Annotated in this window: 17 protein-coding genes; 2 read left to right on the top strand and 15 right to left on the bottom strand. The window is 65.5% G+C overall.

What is annotated here, in order from left to right; genetic code table 11:
• Positions 1-5: 5 nt before the first annotated feature.
• Positions 6-932, bottom strand: a complete 927-nt coding sequence (locus I6F16_RS24165; RefSeq protein ID WP_036009013.1) for a hydrogen peroxide-inducible genes activator — start codon at positions 930-932, stop codon at positions 6-8.
• A gap of 114 nt (positions 933-1046) precedes the next feature.
• Here I6F16_RS24165 and katG point away from each other — a divergent pair, with 114 nt between their 5' ends.
• Complete coding sequence (gene katG / locus I6F16_RS24160) at positions 1047-3221, top strand: catalase/peroxidase HPI (RefSeq protein ID WP_225174052.1); 2175 nt, start codon at positions 1047-1049, stop codon at positions 3219-3221.
• Positions 3222-3285: 64 nt separating this feature from the next.
• On the opposite strand, the gene I6F16_RS24155 is transcribed toward katG, so the two are convergent.
• The 9 genes from I6F16_RS24155 to rimP all read right to left on the bottom strand — a co-directional run bounded on the left by I6F16_RS24155 (position 3286) and on the right by rimP (position 14589).
• Entirely contained in the window at positions 3286-4017 is a 732-nt protein-coding gene (locus tag I6F16_RS24155; protein WP_036024489.1) for a superoxide dismutase, read from the bottom strand.
• Positions 4018-4220: 203 nt separating this feature from the next.
• Complete coding sequence (gene pnp, locus I6F16_RS24150) at positions 4221-6383, bottom strand: polyribonucleotide nucleotidyltransferase (protein ID WP_036024490.1); 2163 nt, start codon at positions 6381-6383, stop codon at positions 4221-4223.
• Positions 6384-6761: 378 nt separating this feature from the next.
• On the bottom strand, positions 6762-7031 hold the full coding sequence (gene rpsO, locus I6F16_RS24145; RefSeq protein ID WP_008540131.1) for a 30S ribosomal protein S15: 270 nt from the start codon (positions 7029-7031) through the stop codon (positions 6762-6764).
• Positions 7032-7033: 2 nt separating this feature from the next.
• Positions 7034-8152: a tRNA pseudouridine(55) synthase TruB gene (truB, locus tag I6F16_RS24140; RefSeq protein WP_225174051.1), complete on the bottom strand. Its 1119-nt coding sequence runs from the start codon at positions 8150-8152 to the stop codon at positions 7034-7036.
• Positions 8149-8580: a 30S ribosome-binding factor RbfA gene (gene rbfA, locus I6F16_RS24135; RefSeq protein ID WP_036008998.1), complete on the bottom strand. Its 432-nt coding sequence runs from the start codon at positions 8578-8580 to the stop codon at positions 8149-8151. The genes truB and rbfA overlap by 4 nt, the downstream gene beginning before the upstream one ends.
• Positions 8581-8737: 157 nt before the next feature.
• Complete coding sequence (gene infB / locus I6F16_RS24130; protein WP_225128072.1) at positions 8738-11443, bottom strand: translation initiation factor IF-2; 2706 nt, start codon at positions 11441-11443, stop codon at positions 8738-8740.
• Between the two features lie 70 nt (positions 11444-11513).
• Positions 11514-12197, bottom strand: coding sequence for an RNA-binding protein (locus I6F16_RS24125; protein ID WP_025032907.1), 684 nt, complete (start codon positions 12195-12197; stop codon positions 11514-11516).
• A 23-nt stretch (positions 12198-12220) separates the two neighbouring features.
• A complete protein-coding gene (nusA, locus tag I6F16_RS24120) occupies positions 12221-13831 on the bottom strand; it encodes a transcription termination factor NusA (protein ID WP_036024506.1) in 1611 nt (536 codons plus the stop codon).
• A gap of 2 nt (positions 13832-13833) precedes the next feature.
• Positions 13834-14589 (bottom strand): ribosome maturation factor RimP, encoded by a 756-nt coding sequence (gene rimP, locus I6F16_RS24115; RefSeq protein WP_124162444.1) that lies wholly within the window; start codon positions 14587-14589, stop codon positions 13834-13836.
• 368 nt (positions 14590-14957) lie between these two features.
• Here rimP and I6F16_RS24110 point away from each other — a divergent pair, with 368 nt between their 5' ends.
• Positions 14958-16040 (top strand): DUF2336 domain-containing protein, encoded by a 1083-nt coding sequence (locus tag I6F16_RS24110; protein WP_225174050.1) that lies wholly within the window; start codon positions 14958-14960, stop codon positions 16038-16040.
• A gap of 126 nt (positions 16041-16166) precedes the next feature.
• Here I6F16_RS24110 and trmB read toward each other — a convergent pair whose 3' ends face one another.
• The 5 genes from trmB to I6F16_RS24085 form a co-directional block, all read right to left on the bottom strand.
• Positions 16167-16880: a tRNA (guanosine(46)-N7)-methyltransferase TrmB gene (gene trmB, locus I6F16_RS24105; RefSeq protein ID WP_225174049.1), complete on the bottom strand. Its 714-nt coding sequence runs from the start codon at positions 16878-16880 to the stop codon at positions 16167-16169.
• Positions 16877-18034, bottom strand: coding sequence for a M20 family metallopeptidase (locus tag I6F16_RS24100; protein ID WP_225174048.1), 1158 nt, complete (start codon positions 18032-18034; stop codon positions 16877-16879). Before I6F16_RS24100 ends, trmB begins: the two co-directional genes overlap by 4 nt.
• 85 nt (positions 18035-18119) lie before the next feature.
• Positions 18120-18533, bottom strand: a complete 414-nt coding sequence (locus I6F16_RS24095; protein WP_018319423.1) for a helix-turn-helix transcriptional regulator — start codon at positions 18531-18533, stop codon at positions 18120-18122.
• 219 nt (positions 18534-18752) lie between these two features.
• Entirely contained in the window at positions 18753-20366 is a 1614-nt protein-coding gene (gene lnt, locus I6F16_RS24090) for an apolipoprotein N-acyltransferase (protein ID WP_225113785.1), read from the bottom strand.
• Positions 20363-21481: a hemolysin family protein gene (locus I6F16_RS24085; protein ID WP_225113784.1), complete on the bottom strand. Its 1119-nt coding sequence runs from the start codon at positions 21479-21481 to the stop codon at positions 20363-20365. The genes lnt and I6F16_RS24085 overlap by 4 nt, the downstream gene beginning before the upstream one ends.

The following is a 21481-nucleotide window of genomic DNA, read 5'->3' as shown; positions in this document are numbered from 1 at the left end:
GCCAGTCAAGCCTTCTGGCCGCGCAGGGATTGCCGCGCGCGCACCTTGCCCGCGGACAGGCACACCACCTCGGAGATCTGCAGCAGCTGCCGCGACAGCGGGCTGGTCTTGCGCCAGACCATGCCGATGGTTCGCGACGGCTCGGGGTCGCGGAAGCGCGCCAGCGAGACCGAGGCGGAGCGCGTCTCCACCGGCACCGCCATCTCCGGGATCAACGTGACGCCGATGCCGGCGCTGACCATCTGCACCAGCGTCGATAGCGAGTTCGCATCGAGCATCTCGCGCGGCGGCGCGGCCTGCATGTTGCAGAAGGAGAGCGCCTGGTCGCGGAAACAGTGCCCTTCCTCGAGCAGCAGAAGCCGCATCTCGCGCATCATCTCGCGCGACGGCACCGGCGTGCCTTCATCGGCGCCCGGCCGCACCAGCAGAAACTTCTCCTCGAACAGCGCGACCTCGGTGAGCGAGGGCTCCGACACCGGCAGCGCCACGATGGCGGTGTCGAGCCGGCCCTCCACCAGCTCCTGGATCAGCCGCGGCGTCATGGTCTCGCGCACGCGGATGTCGAGCTCCGGGTGCATGCGCGTGAGGTTCTTGGTGATCTTGGGCAGCAAATAGGGCGCGATGGTCGGGATCATGCCGATGCGCAGGCGGCCGGCGAAGCGGTCCTGCGAAGCGCGCGCGAAATCGCCGAGCTCGTCGACCGAGCGCAGGATGTCGCGGACCCGTTGCGCCAGCTCCTCGCCGAACCGGGTCAGCGCGACCTGGCGCGCGCTGCGCTCCAGCAACAGGCCGCCGAGCGTCTCCTCCAGTTCCTTGATCTGCATCGACAGCGCCGGCTGCGAGATCGAGCAGGCCTCGGCGGCACGGCCGAAATGGCCGTGGCGCGCCAGCGCATCGAAATACCGGAGCTGGCGCAGCGTCAGATTGATCATCAGAAAATCCTATCGCAGCGATCACTAAAGTCAACTTCCCCTGATAGGACGCGACGCTTAGAGTGGTTCTACCTGGCCAAGGGCGCGAGTTCGACGCCGCCAGAGGAGGTATTCATGGACGACACTTCGAAGTGCCCGTTTTCGGGCGGAAAACCCACGCGCTCAAACCGCGATTGGTGGCCGACGCAGCTCAACATCGAGGTGCTGCACAAGAATTCCGACAAGTCCGATCCGATGGACAAGGACTTCGATTACGCCAAGGAGTTCAAGTCGCTCGACCTGAACGCGGTCATCAAGGACCTGACCGCGTTGATGACGGATTCTCAGGAATGGTGGCCGGCCGACTTCGGCCACTATGGCGGCCTCATGATCCGCATGGCCTGGCACAGCGCCGGCACCTATCGCACCACCGACGGCCGCGGCGGCGCCGGCGCCGGTCAGCAGCGTTTCGCCCCGCTCAACAGCTGGCCCGACAACGCCAATCTCGACAAGGCGCGCCGTCTGCTCTGGCCGATCAAGCAGAAATACGGCCAGAAGATTTCCTGGGCCGACCTGATGGTGCTCGCCGGCAACGTCGCGCTCGAATCGATGGGCTTCAAGACCTTTGGTTTCGCCGGCGGTCGCGTCGACGTCTGGGAGCCGGAAGAGCTCTATTGGGGGCCGGAAGGCACCTGGCTCGGTGATGAGCGCTACAGCGGCGAGCGCCAGCTCGCCGAGCCGCTCGGCGCGGTGCAGATGGGCCTCATCTACGTCAATCCGGAAGGCCCGAACGGCAAGCCGGATCCGGTCGCCGCGGCCAAGGACATCCGCGAGACCTTCGCCCGCATGGCGATGAACGACGAGGAGACCGTCGCGCTGATCGCTGGCGGCCACAGCTTCGGCAAGACCCATGGCGCCGGCGATCCCTCGCTGGTCGGTCCAGAACCGGAAGCCGGTGCGCTTGAAGACCAGGGCCTCGGCTGGAAGAGCAAGCATGGGGCGGGCCACTCCGCCGACTCCATCACCAGCGGTCTGGAAGTGACCTGGACGAAGACGCCGACGAAGTGGAGCAACAACTTCTTCGAAAATCTCTTCAACTTCGAATGGGAGCTGACGAAGAGCCCGGCCGGCGCTCAGCAATGGACCGCCAAGAACGCCGAAGCGATCATTCCGGACGCGTTCGATCCGTCGAAGAAGCATCGGCCGACCATGCTGACGACCGACCTCTCGCTGCGCTTCGATCCCGCATATGAGAAGATCTCGCGTCGCTTCCTGGAGAACCCGGATCAGTTCGCGGACGCCTTCGCCCGTGCCTGGTTCAAGCTCACCCATCGCGACATGGGTCCGATCCAGCGCTATCTCGGCCCGCTGGTGCCGAAGGAGACGCTGATCTGGCAGGATCCGATCCCGGCCGTGAACCACGAGCTGGTCAGTGAGCAGGACATCGCGGCCCTCAAGTCGAAGATCCTGGCCTCGGGCCTGACGGTGCCGGAGTTGGTCTCGACGGCCTGGGCCTCGGCCTCGACGTTCCGCGGCTCGGACAAGCGCGGCGGCGCCAACGGTGCGCGCATCCGCCTTGCTCCGCAGAAGGACTGGGAGGTCAACGAGCCGGCTCAGCTCGCCAAGGTGCTCGGCAAGCTCGAAGAGATCCAGAAGGACTTCAACGCCTCATCCGGCGCCAAGAAGGTCTCGCTCGCCGACCTGATCGTGCTCGGCGGCACCGCCGCCGTCGAGAAGGCTGCCAAGGATGCCGGCGTCGACGTCAAGGTCGGCTTCACGCCGGGCCGCATGGATGCTTCGCAGGAGCAGACCGATGCGGCCTCCTTCGCCCCGCTGGAGCCGCGAGCCGATGGCTTCCGCAACTACATCGGCAAGCGGCATCAGTTCATGCAGCCCGAAGAGGCCCTCGTCGACCGCGCCCAGCTGCTGGGGCTGACCGGTCCGGAGATGACGGTGCTGGTCGGTGGCCTGCGTGTGCTCGGCGCCAATGCCGGCGGGTTGAAGCACGGCGTCTTCACCTCGAAGGTGGGAACGCTAAGCAACGACTATTTCGTCAACCTGCTCGACATGAGCACGCAGTGGGCACCGCCCGGTGCGGACGGCGTCTACGAAGGCCGCGACCGCAAGACCAACACCGTCAAGTGGACCGCAACGCGCGTCGATCTGATCTTCGGCTCGCACTCGCAGCTTCGCGCCTTCGCCGAGGTCTATGCCACCTCGGACTCCAAGGAGAAGTTCGTGAAGGACTTTGCGAAAGCCTGGACCAAGGTGATGAACCTCGACCGCTACGACATCGCGGCGCGATCCTGATCGGGGGCCCGCAAACAAAAGGGCGGCCGAGAGGCCGCCCTTTTTTCATCATCCCGGATCGGCGTTACACGTCGAGTGTGCCGGCCTTCGCGGCAGCGTAGCGCTCGCCCACCGCCTTCCAGTTCACCGTATTCCACCATGCCTTGAGATAATCGGCGCGCCGGTTCTGGTAGTTCAGATAGTAGGCGTGCTCCCAGACGTCGTTGCCGAGCAGGGCCCGCTTGCCGTCCATCATCGGATTGTCCTGATTGGGCCTCGTCTCGATTGCGAGCTTGCCGTCCTTGCTGACGGTCACGAACACCCAGCCCGAGCCGAATACGCGCCCGCCGGCAGCGTTGAAGTCGGCCTGAAACTTTTCCATGCCCCCGAGGTCGCTGTCGATCGCGGCGAGCAGGGCACCTTCCGGCTTGCCGCCGTTCGGTCCCATGATCTGCCAGAACATCGTGTGGTTGGCGTGGCCGCCCATGTTGTTGCGGACGCCGGTGCGGATCGCGTCGGGAATGGCCCCGAGATTGCCCAGCACCTCGCCGACCGGCTTTCCCGCGATCTGCGGATTGTCCTTGGCGAAATTGTTCAGGTTGGTGATGAACGCCTGATGATGGCGGTCGTGGTGGATTTCCATCGTCTTGGCATCGATATGCGGTTCCAGCGCATTCGCCGGATAGGCCAAAGGATCGAGCTTGAACGGCCCTGTGGCCGCCGCGCCGGCTTGCGCAAACGCCATGCGCGGGGCAGCGGCAGCCGCGACGAGGCCGGTTGCAGTGAACATGAGGCGGCGCCGGGATATGGACGTCATTTGGTTCTCCTGTCTTGGGACGATCCGCTGATGAAGCGTACGGCGGTCCGATAGCTACGCAAGACCAACCATTCCGGGTTTCGATCGCGGTCACTCCGACGCTGCGGCGGAAGCGCGCATGGCCCGCGATGATGCAGGCGGCATGGCAAAGAAAAAGGGCGGCCTCTCGGCCGCCCTTCGCGTTTCCGGACTGTCGCGAGGCCTTACTCGCCGGCGGCTTCGCGCGGGGCCTTCTCGCCCTCGCCGCCCTTGTCCTTGCCTTCGAGGTCTTCGCCCGTGGTCTGGTCGACCACCTTCATCGACAGGCGGGTCTTGCCGCGATCGTCGAAGCCGAGCAGCTTGACCTTGACCTTGTCGCCTTCCTTGACGACGTCGGAGGTCTTCTGCACGCGGTTGGCCGCGAGCTGGCTGATGTGGACGAGACCATCCTTGGAACCGAAGAAGTTCACGAAGGCGCCGAACTCCATCACCTTGACGACAGTGCCGTCATAGATCTGGCCGACTTCCGGATCGGACGCGATCGACTTGATCCACTTGATCGCCGCCTTCATCGCCTCGCCGTCGCTGGAGGCGACCTTCACGGTGCCGTCATCCTCGATGTTGACCTTGGCGCCGGTCTTCTCGACGATCTCGCGGATCACCTTGCCGCCGGTGCCGATCACCTCGCGGATCTTGTCGGTGGCGATCTTGAAGGTCTCGATGCGCGGCGCATATTCGCCGAGCTCGGCGCGGGCCGCGGTGAGGGCCTTGGCCATCTCGCCGAGGATATGGATGCGGCCGTCCTTGGCCTGAGCCAGCGCGACCTTCATGATCTCTTCGGTGATGCCCTCGATCTTGATGTCCATCTGGAGCGAGGTGATGCCCGCTTCCGTGCCGGCGACCTTGAAGTCCATGTCGCCGAGATGGTCCTCGTCGCCGAGGATGTCCGAGAGAACCGCAAAGCGCTTGTCTTCGAGGATCAGGCCCATCGCGATGCCCGCGGTCGGCCGCTTCAGCGGCACGCCCGCATCCATTAGCGCCAGCGAGGCGCCGCAGACCGAAGCCATCGAGGACGAGCCGTTGGACTCGGTGATCTCCGAGACCACGCGCGTGGTGTAGGGGAATTCATGGTGCGGCGGCAGCACCGGACGAATCGCGCGCCAGGCCAGCTTGCCGTGGCCGATCTCGCGGCGCTTGGTGCCGCCGAGGCGGCCGGTCTCGCCGACCGAATAGGGCGGGAAGTTGTAGTGCAGCAGGAACGTTTCCTTGTAGGTTCCGGACAGCGCGTCGATGTACTGCTCGTCCTCGCCGGTGCCGAGCGTGGTCACGACCATCGCCTGGGTCTCGCCGCGGGTGAACAGCGCCGAGCCGTGGGCGCGGGGCAGCACGCCGACCTCGGCGACGATGTTGCGCACCGTCTTGCTGTCGCGGCCGTCGATGCGCTTGCCGGTGTCGAGAATATTCCAGCGAACGATCTTGGCCTCGAGCTCCTTGAACACGCCGGCGACACGGAGCTTGTCGTATTTCGGCTCCTGGCCCTCCGGGAAGTAGTGGGCCATCACCTTTTCCTTGGCGACGCCGACGGCGGCATAACGCTCCTGCTTGATCGGAATCGCGTAGGCGGCGCGCAGCTCCTGCTCGACCAGGCCGAGCATCTCCTTCTCGAGCGCGGCGTTGTCGATGACGGTGACTTCGCGCGGCTCCTTGGCGGCCTTCTCGGCGAGCTCGATGATCGCGTTGATGACAGGCTGGAAGTGGCGGTGACCAAACATCACCGCGCCGAGCATGATGTCTTCGTTCAGTTCCTTGGCTTCCGATTCCACCATCAGCACGGCGTCGGCAGTGCCGGCGACGACGAGGTCGAGCTGGGTGTCGACCATCTCGTCGAGCGTCGGATTGAGAATGAACTCGTCGTTGGCGAAGCCGACGCGGGCCGCGCCGATCGGGCCCTTGAACGGCACGCCGGACAGCGTCAGCGCCGCGGAGGCCGCGACCATCGCCACGACGTCGGGATCGTTCTCCATGTCGTGCGACAGCACGGTGACGATCACCTGGGTCTCGTTACGCCAGCCGTCGACGAACAGCGGGCGGATCGGTCGGTCGATCAGGCGGGAGACCAGCGTCTCCTTCTCGGTCGGACGGCCCTCGCGCTTGAAATAGCCGCCGGGAATGCGGCCCGCAGCGTAGGCCTTTTCCTGGTAATCGACGGTCAGCGGCAGGAAGTCGACGCCTTCGCGCGGCGCCTTCGCCGCGACGACGGTGGCGAGCACCACGGTCTCGCCATAGGTGGCGACGACGGCGCCGTCGGCCTGGCGGGCGATCTTGCCGGTTTCGAGCTTGAGTGGGCGTCCGCCCCAGTCGATTTCGACTGAATGCTTATTGAACATAGAGGTCTTCTTTCATGGGTTCTCGAAAGAAGGGACGGCTCTCGAAAAACAAAAACCATGCGCAAGATTGCGGGACGCTGATCGGAGCGGATGATCAGCGTCCTGCGATCCTGCCATGGTTTTTGGATGTCGGATGGCGTCCATCCTTTCGGGTCATACGGGCGCCTTGCCCGTTGTGCCCAGCCGCCGGATTGCTGCTGGACTGTCAGTCGGCACGACTGCGAACACCGAACCGCGGTCTTCGCCGTTCATGCCCGGATGCCGGCCGCCGACGACCTGCATCCGACGTGCGCGCAACCTCGATCAAAAAGCTTAAAACAAGCGCTTTCGTTCGAAACCACGCGCGAAAACGCGCGCCGGTGGCGCGCGCAGGAACTCTTAACGACGAATATTGTGCTTCTCGAGCAGCGCCTTGTACCGCGCCTCGTCCTTCTTCTTGAGATAGTCGAGGAGCGAGCGGCGGGTCGAGACCAGCTTCAAGAGGCCGCGACGCGAATGGTTGTCCTTCACGTGGGTCTTGAAATGGTTGGTGAGGTTGTTGATGCGTTCCGACAGGATCGCGACCTGAACCTCGGGCGAGCCGGTGTCGCCGGCCTTGGTGGCATTCGTCTTGATGACTTCCGCTTTGCGTTCTGCGGCAATCGACATCGTCAATTTCTCTCGTTGCGACCGGGGCTGGCAGTCAGGCCGGTCAGGTTGAACACACGCTTGGGGATGATTTCGCCATTGCCAACTTCGGCAAGCGCCAAAAGACGGCCTGCCACCGTGACATAGACTGTGCCGCTACAAGTGGGCGCATCCCGTCCGCGCAACAAAACGGCCTGGCCCCGATGGAGCCTTGCCGCATCAGCCCGAGTGACGGCCAGTGCCGGGATGTCGTCCAGCGCGGTCTCAACGGGCAAAAGCGCGTCGGCGAGGCTGCCCTCGCCGGACGCGGCTCTATCGCACAAAGCCTCCAACTGATCCAGCGGAATCATGTCGTTTTCGCCAAATGGGCCGACCAGGGTCCGCCTCAGCGCGCAGATATGGCCGTAAGTGCCGAGAATCCGGCCCATATCGCGGGCGAGCGCCCGCACATAGGTGCCCTTGCCGCACTCGGCCTCGAACACGGCCCGGTCGTTATCTGGTTGATCGACAAGGGTTAAATGGTGAATCTCGACCGGGCGGGGCGCCAGTTCCACGATCTCGCCGTCGCGGGCGAGGTCATAGGCGCGCTCGCCCTGGATCTTGATCGCCGAATAGCGCGGCGGGATCTGCTCGATCACCCCGGTGAAGCGGGGCAGCAGGGCCAGGATGGCCTCCCGGCTCGGGCGCTGGTCCGAGGTCGCGGTCACCCGGCCCTCGATGTCGTCGGTATCGCGCTCCTCGCCCCAGCAGACCGTGAAGCGGTAGCGCTTGCGGCCGTCCATCACGAAGGGGACGGTCTTGGTGGCTTCCCCGAGCGCGATCGGCAAGCCCCCCGAGGCGAGCGGATCGAGCGTGCCGGCGTGTCCGGCGCGCTTGGCGTTGAACAGGCGCTTGAGCACGGCGACCGCCTGCGTCGAGGTCATGCCGATCGGCTTGTCGAGCACGACCCAGCCATGGACGTCGCGGCGGTCGCGGCGGACCTGGTTGCCCTTCTGCTGCTTGGCGCGCGGATCGTTGTTGACGCGGCGCGGCTCCTGATGCGGCTGCGAATTGCCGCCCATCTCCGCGAAATCGTTGGTCTGCGCGTCGCGCTGATCGGTGTCGTTGCCGCCGATCGTGCCGTGAGCGGGGTCCATGGTCATTGCTCTTCTTCCCGATCCGAATGCGGATCCTGTTCCAAATCCTTCTGCACCGCAGGCGTTCGCAAAAGCTTCTCGATCCGTTCCGCTTCGTCGAATCGTTCGTCGACGCGGAAGCGAATGTCAGGTGCAAATTTCAGGTTAACGCGCCGCGCGACCTCGCCGCGCAAGAACTTCTTGTTGCGCTCGAGCGCAGCGATGACGATCTCGGTGTCGCGGCCACCGAGCGGCATCACGTAGACCGTCGCGAGCTTCAGGTCGGGCGACATCCGCACCTCCGGCACGGTGATGATGTGACCTTCGAGGTCGGCATCATGCACATTGCCTTGCGCCAGAATATCGGCCATCGCGTGGCGAACCTGCTCGCCGACGCGCAGCTGACGCTGCGAGCCGCCGGGCGCGGAACTCTTCTTCTGATGATGCCGTGGCATTTTTTCGAAAATCACCTCGTCATGCCCGCATCTGGGACACGGGCATTGTCATTTGTCCTGTTGAAACGAAGAGGGGGTGGATGGCCGGAAAAAACCGGCCATCGCACTCCCGCAATCTCAGTTCAAAAAGATCCGAACGCTTCGGTAAGATTTGGACTTACAGGGAGCGCTGGATCGTCTCCACGCGATAACACTCGATCACGTCACCGGCACGCATGTCGTGATAGTTCTCGAAGGCCATGCCGCATTCCTGGCCGGATTGGACTTCCTTCACTTCGTCCTTGAAGCGCTTCAGCGTCGACAGCTTGCCTTCGTGCACGACGACGTTGTCGCGGATGAGGCGCACATTGGCGCCGCGTTCCACGGTGCCGTCGGTGACGCGGCAGCCGGCTACCTTGCCGACCTTGGAGATGTTGAAGATCTCCAGGATCTCGGCATTGCCCAGCATGGTTTCGCGCAAGGTCGGCGCGAGCAGACCGCTCATCGCCTTCTTCACGTCGTCCACGAGGTCGTAGATGATGTTGTAGTAGCGGATCTCGATGCCGTTGCGCTTGGCGGCCGCAGCGGCCTCCTTGTTGGCGCGAACCGAGAAGCCGATGATCGCGGCGTTGAAGCCTTCGGCCAGCGTCACGTCGGATTCCGAGATGCCGCCGACGCCGGCATGCAGGATGCGGGCGGCGACCTCGTCGGTGCCGAGCTTCTCCAGCGAGCCGAGGATGGCTTCCAGCGAGCCCTGCACGTCGGCCTTGACGATCAGCGGGAATTCCTTGCGGCCCGCCGTCTTCAATTGCGACATCATCTGCTCGAGCGAGCCGCGCATGCCGGAGATCGAGGCTGCCGCGTTCTCGCGCTTCTGGTGCGCGCGGTAGCTGGTGACCTGGCGGGCGCGGGCTTCGTTCTCGACCACCGCGAGACGATCGCCGGCCTCGGGCGGGCCGTTGAAGCCGAGCACCTCGACTGGCACCGAGGGGCCGGCCTCCTGCACGGTCTCGCCCTGATCGGAGATCAGCGCGCGGACGCGGCCCATTTCGGCACCGGCGACGATGATGTCGCCGACGCGAAGCGTGCCGCGCTGCACCAGCACGGTCGCGACCGGACCGCGGCCGCGATCGAGCTTGGCCTCGATCACGGTGCCTTCGGCGGGACGCTCCGAATTGGTCTTCAGGTCGAGGATTTCAGCCTGCAGCGCGATCATCTCGAGCAGCTTGTCGAGATTGGTCTTGTTCTTGGCGGACACCTCGACGTCGACGACTTCGCCGCCGAAAGATTCCACCTGCACCTCGTGCTGGAGCAGCTCGGTGCGCACGCGCTCGGGCTTGGCATCGGGCTTGTCGATCTTGTTGATGGCAACGATGATCGGCACGCCTGCCGCCTTGGCGTGGTTAATGGCTTCGACTGTCTGCGGCATCACGCCGTCGTCGGCCGCGACCACCAGCACGACGATGTCGGTGACCTTGGCGCCGCGGGCGCGCATCGCGGTGAACGCTGCGTGGCCGGGCGTGTCGATGAAGGTGATCTTCTTGCCGGTTTCAGGCGATGTCACCTGATAGGCGCCGATGTGCTGGGTGATGCCGCCGGCTTCGCCGGAGACCACGTTGGCGTGACGGAGCGCGTCGAGCAGCGAGGTCTTGCCGTGGTCGACGTGACCCATGACGGTCACCACGGGCGAACGGGTCTCGGTGTCGGTCGAATCGTCGGTCGCGTCGAACAGACCTTCTTCAACGTCGGAGGCGGCAACGCGCTTGACGGTGTGGCCGAGCTCTTCGGCAATCAGCTGCGCGGTGTCGGCGTCGATCACGTCGGTGATCTTGTGCATCGCGCCCTGCTTCATCAGCATGCGGATGACGTCGACCGCGCGCTCGGACATGCGGTTGGCGAGTTCCTGGATGGTGATCGCTTCCGGAATGACCACTTCACGGATGAGCTTTTCCTTGGGCTCGTTCGAGGCGTGGCCCTTCAGGCGCTGGGTGCGGCGGCGGAACGAGGCGATCGAGCGCTCGCGCACCTCATCGGCATTGAGCGCGGTGACGACGGTCAGGCGGCCGCGCTCCTTCTGCGGGCCGGGCTTGTGGGTGGGCTTGGGGGCTACCACGGGACGCGCGGCGCCGCCGGGACCGCGGCGGATCTGGCGCGGCGCCTCGTCGTCGTCAGCTTCGGCCGCAACGGCGGGGCCGCGGCCAGCCGGTCCACCCGGACGCTGCGCGGTCGTGGTTGCAGGGCGCGCCGTCGTGGTTCCCGGACGTGCTGTGGTGGTGGTCCCAGGCCGGGACGCAGGCGCACCGGGGCGCGGTGCGGAGGCGGCCGGTGCCGCGGCGGCGGGACGCGGTGCGGACGGCTGCTCGCCTTCGCCAAAACGCTTCTTGGCCTCGGTCTCGGCCTTCCGCTTGGCTTCGTCCTCGTGACGGTGGCGCTCTTCCTCGGCCTTGCGGCGGGATTCGGCGGCTTCGCGCTCGGCGCGCTCGGCAGCCTCACGGGCGGCGCGGCGCTGGGCCTCTTCCTCGGCCTGGCGGCGTTCCTCGACCTCGCGCAGCTTGGCGTCGGCGAGCGCGCTGGCACGGGCCGAACGCTCATCCTCGGTGAGGGTGCGAAGCACCACGCCGGAACCGGCGTTGCGCGGCGGGGGCGGAGCCGGACGCGGCGGCGCGGCGGGTGCGGCCGGCGCCGGCTTTGCCGTCACCTCGGGCGCGTGCGGCTCGGGTCCATCGCCAATGCGGCGCTTGCCGCGCTTCTCGACCACGACCTGCTTGCTGCGGCCATGGCTGAAGCTCTGGCGCACGGTGCCCGTTTCGACGCGCGGCTTGAGCGATAGCGTCTTGCTCGGAACGCTCAGCTTCTTGTCGCCAGGGGTCTTGGTATCAACCATTCAGCAGTCCTAATCCTGATTTATCAGTGTTGTGCGTTGCCGCACCATCCAATCGGGTCGTCGTTGTCTCTCAGAAATCCTGGCCGGGTTTTTCGGCAGTCTTGTCGTCGTCCGCCATCCGGTATCGGACCAGGATCTGGCTACGTGACAGGAATGACTTGCTCGCCGGGCCCGCGAGCAGGGCAGCATGTATCACATTTGACCGGGTCAGTGCCAAATCCAATTCTACCGATTTCAGAGCGGTGACGACGGGAATCTGCGCCTTAGCACCGCGATTCCCGGCATTCTGACGCGCCAGCATGTCCAATTTGCGGATTCCGTCCGCGGCCCCGTCGCTGGCATGGATCAGGACCTCGACCGTTCCTTCCCGGAGGGCGCTCTCGACCTTGCCGAAGCCGGCCACGACCTGACCCGCCTTGGCGGCGATCCCAAGGGCTTCGGTCACGCTCCGGACCAGGAGCGCCTCGATGTCGGTGGGAAGCGTCTGAGGGATGCGCAGCTCGCGCTTGAAGGCCTTGCTAAATTGGTGACGCCGCACCGCTTCCGCAACCGTCTTGCGGGAGGCGGTGAGCCACATCCCGCGTCCGGGCAGCTTGCGCTTGAGATCGGGAACTATTTGTCCGTCAGGCGATGCAACGAAGCGGATCAGCTCGTCGATCGGCCGGACCTCGCGGCTGACCGCGCACATGCGCATGGTCGCGGACCTTTCGGTCCGCGGGCCATGGTCAAGTTCGAGGTCGGAATCTGCAAGCATCCGGGCGACATTCTCCTTTGCCCTTAAGCCGGTTGATCTTCGGTCGCCTCGGCCTCCTCGGTGGGCTTGGCGAGATCGGCTTCGGTGATCCAGCCGGCCTTGACGCGGGCCTGCATGATCATCGCTTCGGCGTCGTCACGGGAGATGTCGATGCCGTCGAGCGCGCCGGCGTGCTTGGTCGGCTCGCTGCCTTCCTTGCGCTCGGTCCAGCCGACCAGATCGTCGGTGGCGCAGCCGGCGAGGTCCTCGACGCTCTTGATGTCGTTCTCGCCGAACTTCACCAGCATCTTCGAGGTCACGCCGGGCACGTCCTTGAGCGCGTCCTCGACGCCGAGCTCCTTGCGCCTCGCCTCGAGCTCGGCTTCCTGCTGCTCCAGATATTCGCGGGCGCGATTCTGCAGCTCCTGCGCGGTCTCCTCGTCGAAGCCCTCGATGCCGGCGAGCTCCTTGACGTCCACCATCGCGAGCTCCTCGACCGAGGTGAAGCCCTCGGACGCCAGCAGCTGGCCGACCACTTCGTCGACGTTGAGCGATTCCATGAAGACGCGGGTCGAGTTCTCGAAGTCGGCCTGGCGGCGCTCCGATTCCTCCTGCTCGGTCAGGATGTCGATATCCCAGCCGGTGAGCTGCGAGGCCAGGCGCACGTTCTGGCCGCGGCGGCCGATCGCGAGCGAGAGCTGGTTGTTGGTGTCGGGCACCACGACCTCGATGCGCTCGCGGTCCTCGTCGATCACGACCTTGGAGACTTCCGCCGGCGCCAGCGCGTTGACCACGAAGGTCGCGATGTCGGGCGACCATGGAATGATGTCGATCTTCTCGCCCTGCAGCTCGTTGACCACGGCCTGCACGCGCGAGCCGCGCATGCCGACGCAGGCGCCGACCGGATCGACCGAGGAATCGCGGGAAATCACGCCGATTTTCGCACGCGAGCCCGGATCGCGGGCCACCGCCTTGATCTCGACGATGCCGTCATAGATCTCCGGCACTTCCTGCGCGAACAGCTTCGCCATGAACTGCGGATGGGTGCGGGAGAGGAAGATCTGCGGGCCTCTCGTCTCGCGGCGGACGTCGAAGATGTAGGCGCGAACGCGGTCGCCGTTGCGGAACACCTCGCGCGGCAGCATCTCGTCGCGGCGGATGATGGCTTCGCCGCGGCCGAGATCGACGATCACGCTGCCATATTCGACGCGCTTGACGACGCCATTGACGATGTCGCCGATGCGGTCCTTGAATTCCTGGTACTGCCGGTCGCGCTCGGCCTCGCGCACCTTCTGCACGATGACCTGCTTGGCCGATTGCGCGGCGATGCGGCCATATTCCAGCGGCGGCAGGGTGTCGGCGATGGTGTCGCCGACCTGGGCGCCGGGATTGGCGCGCTGCGCGTCCACCAGCGAGATCTGGTTGGAGTGATTCTCGACCTTGTCGACCACCAGCATGTGGCGCGACAGCCGCAGCTCGCCCTTCTTCGGGTCGATCTCGGCGTGAACGTCAGTCTCGCTGCCGTAACGTGCGCGCGCCGCCTTGGCGATGGCGTCCTCCATCGCCGCGATGACGATGCCGCGGTCGATCGACTTTTCGCGTGCGACGGCGTCGGCGATCTGAAGCAATTCGAGTCGGTTGGCGCTGACTGCCATGGCTAGTCTCCTTGGTCAGGCTCGATCTCGCCGCGCCGCGCGCGTTCGGCGGCAAGGCGATGTTTCTTCGTGTTGGTCGGGGCCGGCTTCTTCTTCGGCTTGGTGTTCTTGGTGATCTTCGCACTGATCTCCGCGTGCGGTGCAGCCGGCGGCTCCAGTCCGAGATCCCTGCGCATCTTGCGCTCCTCGGCCTTGCCGCGGCGCATGGATTCGGCGATCAGCTCGTCGGTCAGCACCAGCCGGGCCTCGCCGATATCCTCCATGGTCAGGAGAACGTCGGCATCGTCGCCAGCCTTGGCATCGTCGCGATGCAGATGCACGCGGTCGCCCTCGACCGCGCCGAGCGTGCCGCGGAAGCGCTTCCGCCCCTCATGCGCGACCGCCATCTCGATCTTCACCAGGTGCCCGGAATAGCGCTCGAAATCGGAGCGGCGCACCAGCGGGCGGTCGATTCCCGGCGAGGAGATCTCGAGCCGATAGGCGCGGTCGATGGGATCGGCGACGTCGAGCACGGGCGACAGGGCCCGCGAGATCGCCTCGCAATCCTCGATCTGCATCGAGCCGTCCGGCCGCTCGGCCATGATCTGCACGGTGCAGCCGGCCTCGCCGGAAATGCGGATCCGGACCAGGCGGTAGCCCATGCCCTGCAGCACGGGAGCTGCCACCGCGGACACCCGTGCCGCGACGCCGGGCTCGACCACGAGCCGCGGCTCGGCCAGCAATTCGGCATCCGTGGAACCAGGGTTCGGTTCGGTCATGTCCAGGGTCAGAGCGCTCGTTGGTTAAGGCTTGGGTTAAGGCTTGGTTACGATTTCAAAGCCCGCTTCGGAACTTTCCCGACCACACGTCGGGCGCATCTCCCGCCGAGCCGCGTTCAGGTAATAAAAAAGAGCGGGTCCTTGCGGGCCCACTCTCACTACGCGGATCGTATGAGAAGATGAATTGGCGCTGATATAGCCCTTTCCGCTTCTCCGGACAAGGCCCATTGCAGCGGGAACGGGGCCTTTTTGCGCCCGTCTGCGGGCCCTGCAACGCTTCCTTCATCAAGCAGGCCTAGATTTCCCGATTGTGGGGCGGCTTGGACCTAGGGCGCACCCGCGGCGTGCCCCGTTCGAGTTGCGTTTTCATGACCGTTGCCACGTCGCTCATTCCTGGACTGGACGATATCGTCAAGCGCGGCGATCCGCGCCGCCGCGGCGAGATCGCGCGTGCCATCTCCCAATTGTTCTTTCGGGATGCGGACAAGCTCCGCCCCGAGCTGATCGATCTGTTTGACAATCTCCTGATCGATCTCGTGCCCCATGCCGAGCTGGCATCGCGCGTCGATCTGTCCGAGCGCTTCTCGCGCCTGAACAACGCGCCGCCGCACCTCGTCAATCAGCTCGCGCGCGAGAACGAGATCATGGTGGCCGGCCCGGTGCTGCGCCGCTCGCCCGTGCTCGAGGAGGCGGCGCTGGTCGAGATCGCGCGCTTGAAGGGCCAGGGTCATCTTCTGGCGATGACTGAGCGTCCAGCTTTGTCTCCCGCCGTCACCGACGTGCTGGTCGAGCGCGGCGATCGCGACGTGGTGCGCCGTGCCGCCGCCAATGCCGGTGCGGTGTTCTCACCGGGCAGCTATTCCGAGATGATCAAGCGCGCGGCGCAGGACGGCGTGCTGACGCTGAAGATCGGCCAGCGCAACGACCTTTCCGGCGAGCACCTGAAGCAGCTGCTCGACGGGACGCTCGACGTCATCCGCCGTCGCCTCTCCACCGTGGTCAATCCCGCACGCCAGGCCGAGATCAAGCGCGCGATGGCGGCGATCGAGGAGGCCGCATTGCCGCCGGGTCCGCGCCGCGACTACTCCGCGGCACATCACACCGTGCTGACCCTGCGGCGCGAGGGCCATCTCGGCGAGAGCGCGCTGCTCGGCTTCGCCAAGGCGCACAAATACGAGGAGTCGATCGCCGCGCTGTCGGCGCTTTCAGGCATTCGGCTCTCGGTGCTCGATGGCCTGATTGCGGGCGACCGCTACGATCCGCTTCTGATCCTCGGCCGCGTGCTGAACCTCGGTTGGCCCACGGTGCGCGCGCTCATCCTGCTTTGGTACGGGCCGAACCGCACGCCGGCCGATGCCGATATCGAGGCCGCCCGCATCAACTTCACGCGCCTGATGCCGGCCACCGCCGAACGCGTCGTGAATTTCTGGCGCAACCGGCAGACGATCTAGCGTCCCACTCCGTCATTGCGAGCGAAGCGAAGCAATCCAGAACTCGTTCCGCGAAAACGCTCTGGATTGCTTCGTCGCCAGCGCAAATTGCCTTGCAATTTGTCGCTTCGCTCCTCGCAATGACGGCTAACCCACCCGCCTGAACCGCAGATAAGCCGCCTTGCGTCCCTCGCGCGCGGCCTTTCGGCCGTAGCGCGTCATGGTGTAGCCCGGCCATGGAAGCCGGAAATCGTCGGCGCGTTCGGCCAGCCAGACGAAGTCCTGCGAGCGCGCAAGATGCGACAGTGTCCAGGCGCAGTAATCGTCGATGTCGCAGACGAAGCGGAATTCGCCGCCTCGCTTGAGCACGCGCGCCATCGCGGCAATGGTGCGGTCCTGGACGAAGCGCCGCTTCCAGTGTCGCCGCTTCGGCCAGGGATCGGGATGGATCAGGTCGATCCGCGACAGCGACTCCTTGGGAAGCCAAGCCAAGAGCTCGGCGGCATCGCCCGCGAACAGGCGGATGTTGCCGATGTTGGCCGCCTCGATCTGCGCGAGGATCTTGGCCATGCCGTTGACATAGGGCTCACAGCCGATGAAGCCGGTGGTGGGGAAGTTCTGTGCCTCGGCCGCGAGATGCTCGCCGCCGCCGAAGCCGATCTCGAGCCTGACGTCGTCGGCTGCGGGATCGAAGATGTCGCAGGCGTCCGCCGGCGCCTCACCGTCGATATCGAGGGCAAGATGCGGCAGCAGCTGCTCGATCAAGCCGGCCTGGTGTTGCCTCAGCTTGTGGCCCTTGCGGCGCCCGAAGAAGGCGCGCTCGCTGTCGTCGCGGTCGGGGCTTGATTTACGTTCGCTCATCGCAGCGTCTGATAAAGCCGATGGAGCAGCCGCGCGCGTGGGGCCAGCGAGGAGACATAGAGCTGCTCATAATGGGTGTGTGCACCCTTGCCGTCGACGCCGAGCCCGTCGAGCGTTGCGGTGAAGGGAGCGGTGAAATTGCCGTCCGAGCCGCCGCCGGTGTGGGTGTCGATCAGCTCGAAGCCGATCTCGCCGGCGAGCGTCCTGGCATGCTCGTACAGCGAGGCGCCTGCATTGCTCTTCTCGTAAGGCGGCCGGTTGAGCTCGCCGGTGACCGTGACGGTGACGCCCTCGGTCTTCGAGGTCAAAGAGAGAATCTTGCCGACGAACTCGTCCGCGTCCTTGAGGCTCACGACGCGCAGATCGACTTCCGCATAGGCCTCCTCGGGCGTGACGTTGGGGCGCGTGCCGCCGCGCACCACGCCGACATTGACGGTCACGCCGCGCGCAACATCGTTCATTCCTTCCAGCGCCAGGATGACGTTGCCGAGTTCGCGGACGGCGCTGCGGCCGTCTTCGGGCCGCGAGCCGGCATGCGCGGGCACGCCCTTGATGAATACCCGGAAGCGTCCGACGCCCTTGCGCCCGGTGACGATCTTGCCGCCGTCGCGCGCCGGCTCGGTCACCAGCACGTATTTGGCGTTGCGCCCTTCCTGCTCGATCAGCGCGCGCGAGGTCGGGCTGCCGATCTCCTCGTCGGAGGTGAACAGATGCGTGATGCCGAGCGGCGAGCGATCGCCCGTCGCGCAAAGCGCGCGGAAGGCGTGGTGGGCGATGTAGGCGCCGCCTTTCATGTCGTAGATGCCCGGACCGAACGCGACGTCGCCTTCGACCTTGAACGGCAGGCGCTCGATGAAGCCGATGGGATGGACGGTATCGAGATGGCTCAGCACCAGGATGCCCGGCTGATCCTGCCCCCAATTCGTGCGCGCCACGAGATGATCGCCGCAGCCGTCCGTGCCGGCGATGCGCTCGAGCGTGACGGGCAGGTCGCCGTATTGCTCCGCGACCACGGAGACCAGCTTGTTGACCTGTTCAGGTGCTTCCGTCGGCGTCTCGATCTCCACCCAGCGGCGGATGCCATCGAGAATAGTTTGTGAATCGAACCAATTGGAGCCGGTCATGGACGCATCTGTGCCTTTGAATCGCATCATCGAAGCGGACGCGCATCAAAGCGCGGTCGTAAATGACGACATAGGCCAGATTTGATGCAGTCTCAAATCGCGGGGGACATGAGCTTCAACGCTTGTCCGGACCTTCGCGGGCCGCAATCTGCTCGACGAGATCGACGATCGAGCGGCGCATCTTCGAATCAGTGATTCGCGTGAACGCCTTGGTCAAAGCGAGCCCTTCGGAGGTGGCGAGAAAGTCCGAGACGTAAGAGGGCGAGGCGCCTTCGCTGAAGCCATCCGGACCCGGCACGCCGCTCGGGCCGCCCTCGAACAGGAAGGACACCGGCACCTGCAGAATCTCCGCGATCTGCTGGATGCGGCTTGCGCCGACCCGGTTGGTGCCCTTCTCGTACTTCTGAATCTGCTGGAAAGTCAGGCCCAAAGCTTCACCGAGCTTCTCCTGGCTCATGCCCAACATGATGCGGCGCATGCGCACGCGACTGCCGACATATTTGTCAACAGGGTTGGGCGCTTTCGACATTTCCTCAGCCCTCCAAACACCACCTTCGGCGCAATGATCAAGCATGCCTCGGGTGCAGCACCGTCAAAATCAAACCCTGTTATTGGGAAACATTGCGGAGAAATTTAGCAATGCACCGCCATCTTTCGCAGCCGGTGCAGAATGGGGAGCCCGCGTGCAGTCTGTCAACCGTGGGACTACGGTTGTCAAAGGATTCCGGCCGCTGCGGCGGCGGTGCGATCAGGGCTGGCGTTTGCCTATTCGTCGGCGGACCGCCAGCAGCACGGCCACCGCGACGAGCATGATTGCGGGCACATCACCCACCCGTGCATAAACGGTCGGTGGGATCGCGGCCGGCAGGTTTGCGTCCAAAATGCCTTCGAGGCCGAGACCGAGGCTCGCGACCGTGCGGCCGACCGGATCGATCACTGCGGAGATGCCGGTATTGGCCGAGCGGACCAGCGGCAATCCGAGCTCGATCGCGCGCATCCGCGACTGCTCCAGGTGCTGGTAGGGACCGGTCGAGATGCCGAACCAGCCGTCATTGGTCAGGTTCACGATCCAGCCCGGACGTTCGTTGCGTGCAGCCACTTCGTCGGGAAAGATCGCCTCGTAGCAGATCAGCGGCAACGCGGGCGGCGCGCCGGCAACGGGGAGCGCATGCCGCACGGTGCCTGGAATGAAGCCGCCGCGCACACGCGTCAGTTGCTCGAAACCGAGCTTCTCCATCAACGACTGGTACGGAAGAAATTCTCCGAACGGTACCAGATGCAGCTTGTCGTAGACGGCGAGCACGCTGCCGTCGTGGTCGATCACGTAGATCGAGTTGTAGGCCCGCGTGATCGGTGTGCCCCGCGGCACATCGGGCGCGCGGACCGATCCCGTGACCAGCACCGTGCCCTTCGGTAACAGATCGGCGATTTGCGCCATCGCGTCGGCTTCGCGGGTCAAGAAGAACGGAAAGGCGGATTCCGGCCAGATCAGGATGGTGGCATCGCGCACGCCGGTCGATTGCGGGCCGGAGGCGCGGTCCGACAGCGCAAGGTACTTCTTCATCACCTCCGGCTTGGCGGCATAGTTGAATTTCTCGTCCTGCTGCAGGTTGGGCTGCATCAGGCGCAGCTTGGCGCCGGATACGATCGTGGTCGGATGCAGCGACAGGCGGATTGCGCCAAAGATGCTCATGACGAGCAGGAGCGCGACGGCCGCGGCCGGCACCCGCCATTGCAGGCGCCGATCCGGCGTGCGGTCGATCAGCGTCGCCGGGCTCGCGAAGATCGCAATCGTCAGGAACGTCACGCCCCACAGGCCGATCAGCGAGGCCGTCTGCGCCAGCGGCAATGGCTCGGACAGCGCATAGCCGAACGTGTTCCAGGGAAAGCCGGTCAGCGCATGGCCGCGCAGCCATTCGCTGATGGTGAGGCTCGCTGCGAGCGCCAGCACGCGCGTGGCGTTCTTGCTCCAGAGCAGGCGCGCCAGCGCAAAGCCGATCGCCGTGAAGATCGAAAGATAGGCCGGCAGGCCCAGCACCGCGAACGGCGTCAGCCAGGCGAATGTGTCGGCTTCGACGAAGAAGGCGTAGCCGATCCAGTAGAGGCCGGGCACGAAATAGCCGAGCCCGAACCAATAGCCGGTCAGGGCGGCGGCGGGCACGCCGCCATAGCGGCCGGCCCCGGCGCCGTCGATCAGCCAGATCAGCACCGGGAAGGTGACGAACAGCACCGGAAAGAGGTTGAACGGTGCCAGCGCCAGCACCGACAGCGCTCCGGCCGCCATGGCGACGACTGCGCGCTGCCATCCCCAGGTGAGGATGATGGCGAGCGCAATTTGCCGAAGGCGCTGCGATGGGCTCACTGCGAGGCAGCCCCGTCGCGCGGCGGCGATGTCGGCGTGTCGCTGGCCGGCGCTTGTCCGCTCTCCGGCGTGGCTTCACGCCGCCGGCTCTCGCGCTGGGTACGGGGCGCTGGGCGCTCCTTCCGCGTCGCGATGCGCAGCCGCTTGACGCGGCGCGGATCGGCATCGAGCACCTCGACCTCGTAATTGCCGGGGCCCGAGATCACCTCGCCGCGCACCGGCAGGCGCCCGACGAAGCTGACGAGATAGCCGCCCAGCGTCTCCACCTCCTCGCCGGCCTCGCCGGTGACGAAATCCTCGCCGATCACAGAGCGGACGTCGTCGAGGCTGGCGCGGGCGTCGGCGATGAAGGCGTTGTCGGGCAGGCGCACGATCGAGGGCGGCTCGTCGCTATCGTGCTCGTCGTCGATCTCGCCGACGATCTGCTCGACGATGTCCTCGATCGAGACCAGCCCGTCGCTGCCGCCATATTCGTCGACCACCAGCGCCAGATGGATGCGCGAGGCCTGCATCTGCGCGAGCAGGTCGATCGCCCGCATCGACGGCGGCACGTAGAGTAGCTTGCGGATGATGTGCGCCTCGTGAAGCGGGAGCGCGAGATCGACCGCGCGCAAATCGAGCCCGGCCGGCAGCGGCTTCTTGCGCTTGGTCTTGGTGGCTTCCGACACGCGGGCGCGCGCGGTCATGAAGGCGAGCAAATCGCGGATGTGGACGATGCCGACGGGATCGTCGAGCGTCTCGTTGAAGACGACGAGGCGCGAATGGCCGGCGCTCTCGAAGCGGTCCATCAATTCCCCGAGCGGGATGTCGCGCTTCACCGCGACGATGTCGGCGCGATGCACCATGACGTCGGCGATGCGGCGCTCGTGCAGGCCGAGGATGTTGCGCAGCATGGTGCGCTCGACCGCGGAGAAGCCGGTGTCGTCGGGCGTCGAGGCGTCGAGCACGACCTGGAGGTCGTCGCGCACCGACCCCGCCTTCCAGCCGAACAGCGTGCGGATGGCGCGCAGCAGCCAGCTTTCGGCGCTCGGGCGCAGCACCTCGCCCGGCGTCACCACAACCGGCAGATTGGCCGTGGTGCGGGGATTGTCGTGAGTAGGCTCGGAATCCGGCAT

This window comes from Bradyrhizobium sp. IC4060 (assembly GCF_020193715.1).
In the GTDB taxonomy this organism is placed as follows: domain Bacteria; phylum Pseudomonadota; class Alphaproteobacteria; order Rhizobiales; family Xanthobacteraceae; genus Bradyrhizobium; species Bradyrhizobium yuanmingense.
Note: the sequence above shows the minus strand (reverse complement) of the source record. Positions and strands in the feature narration are given on the sequence as shown.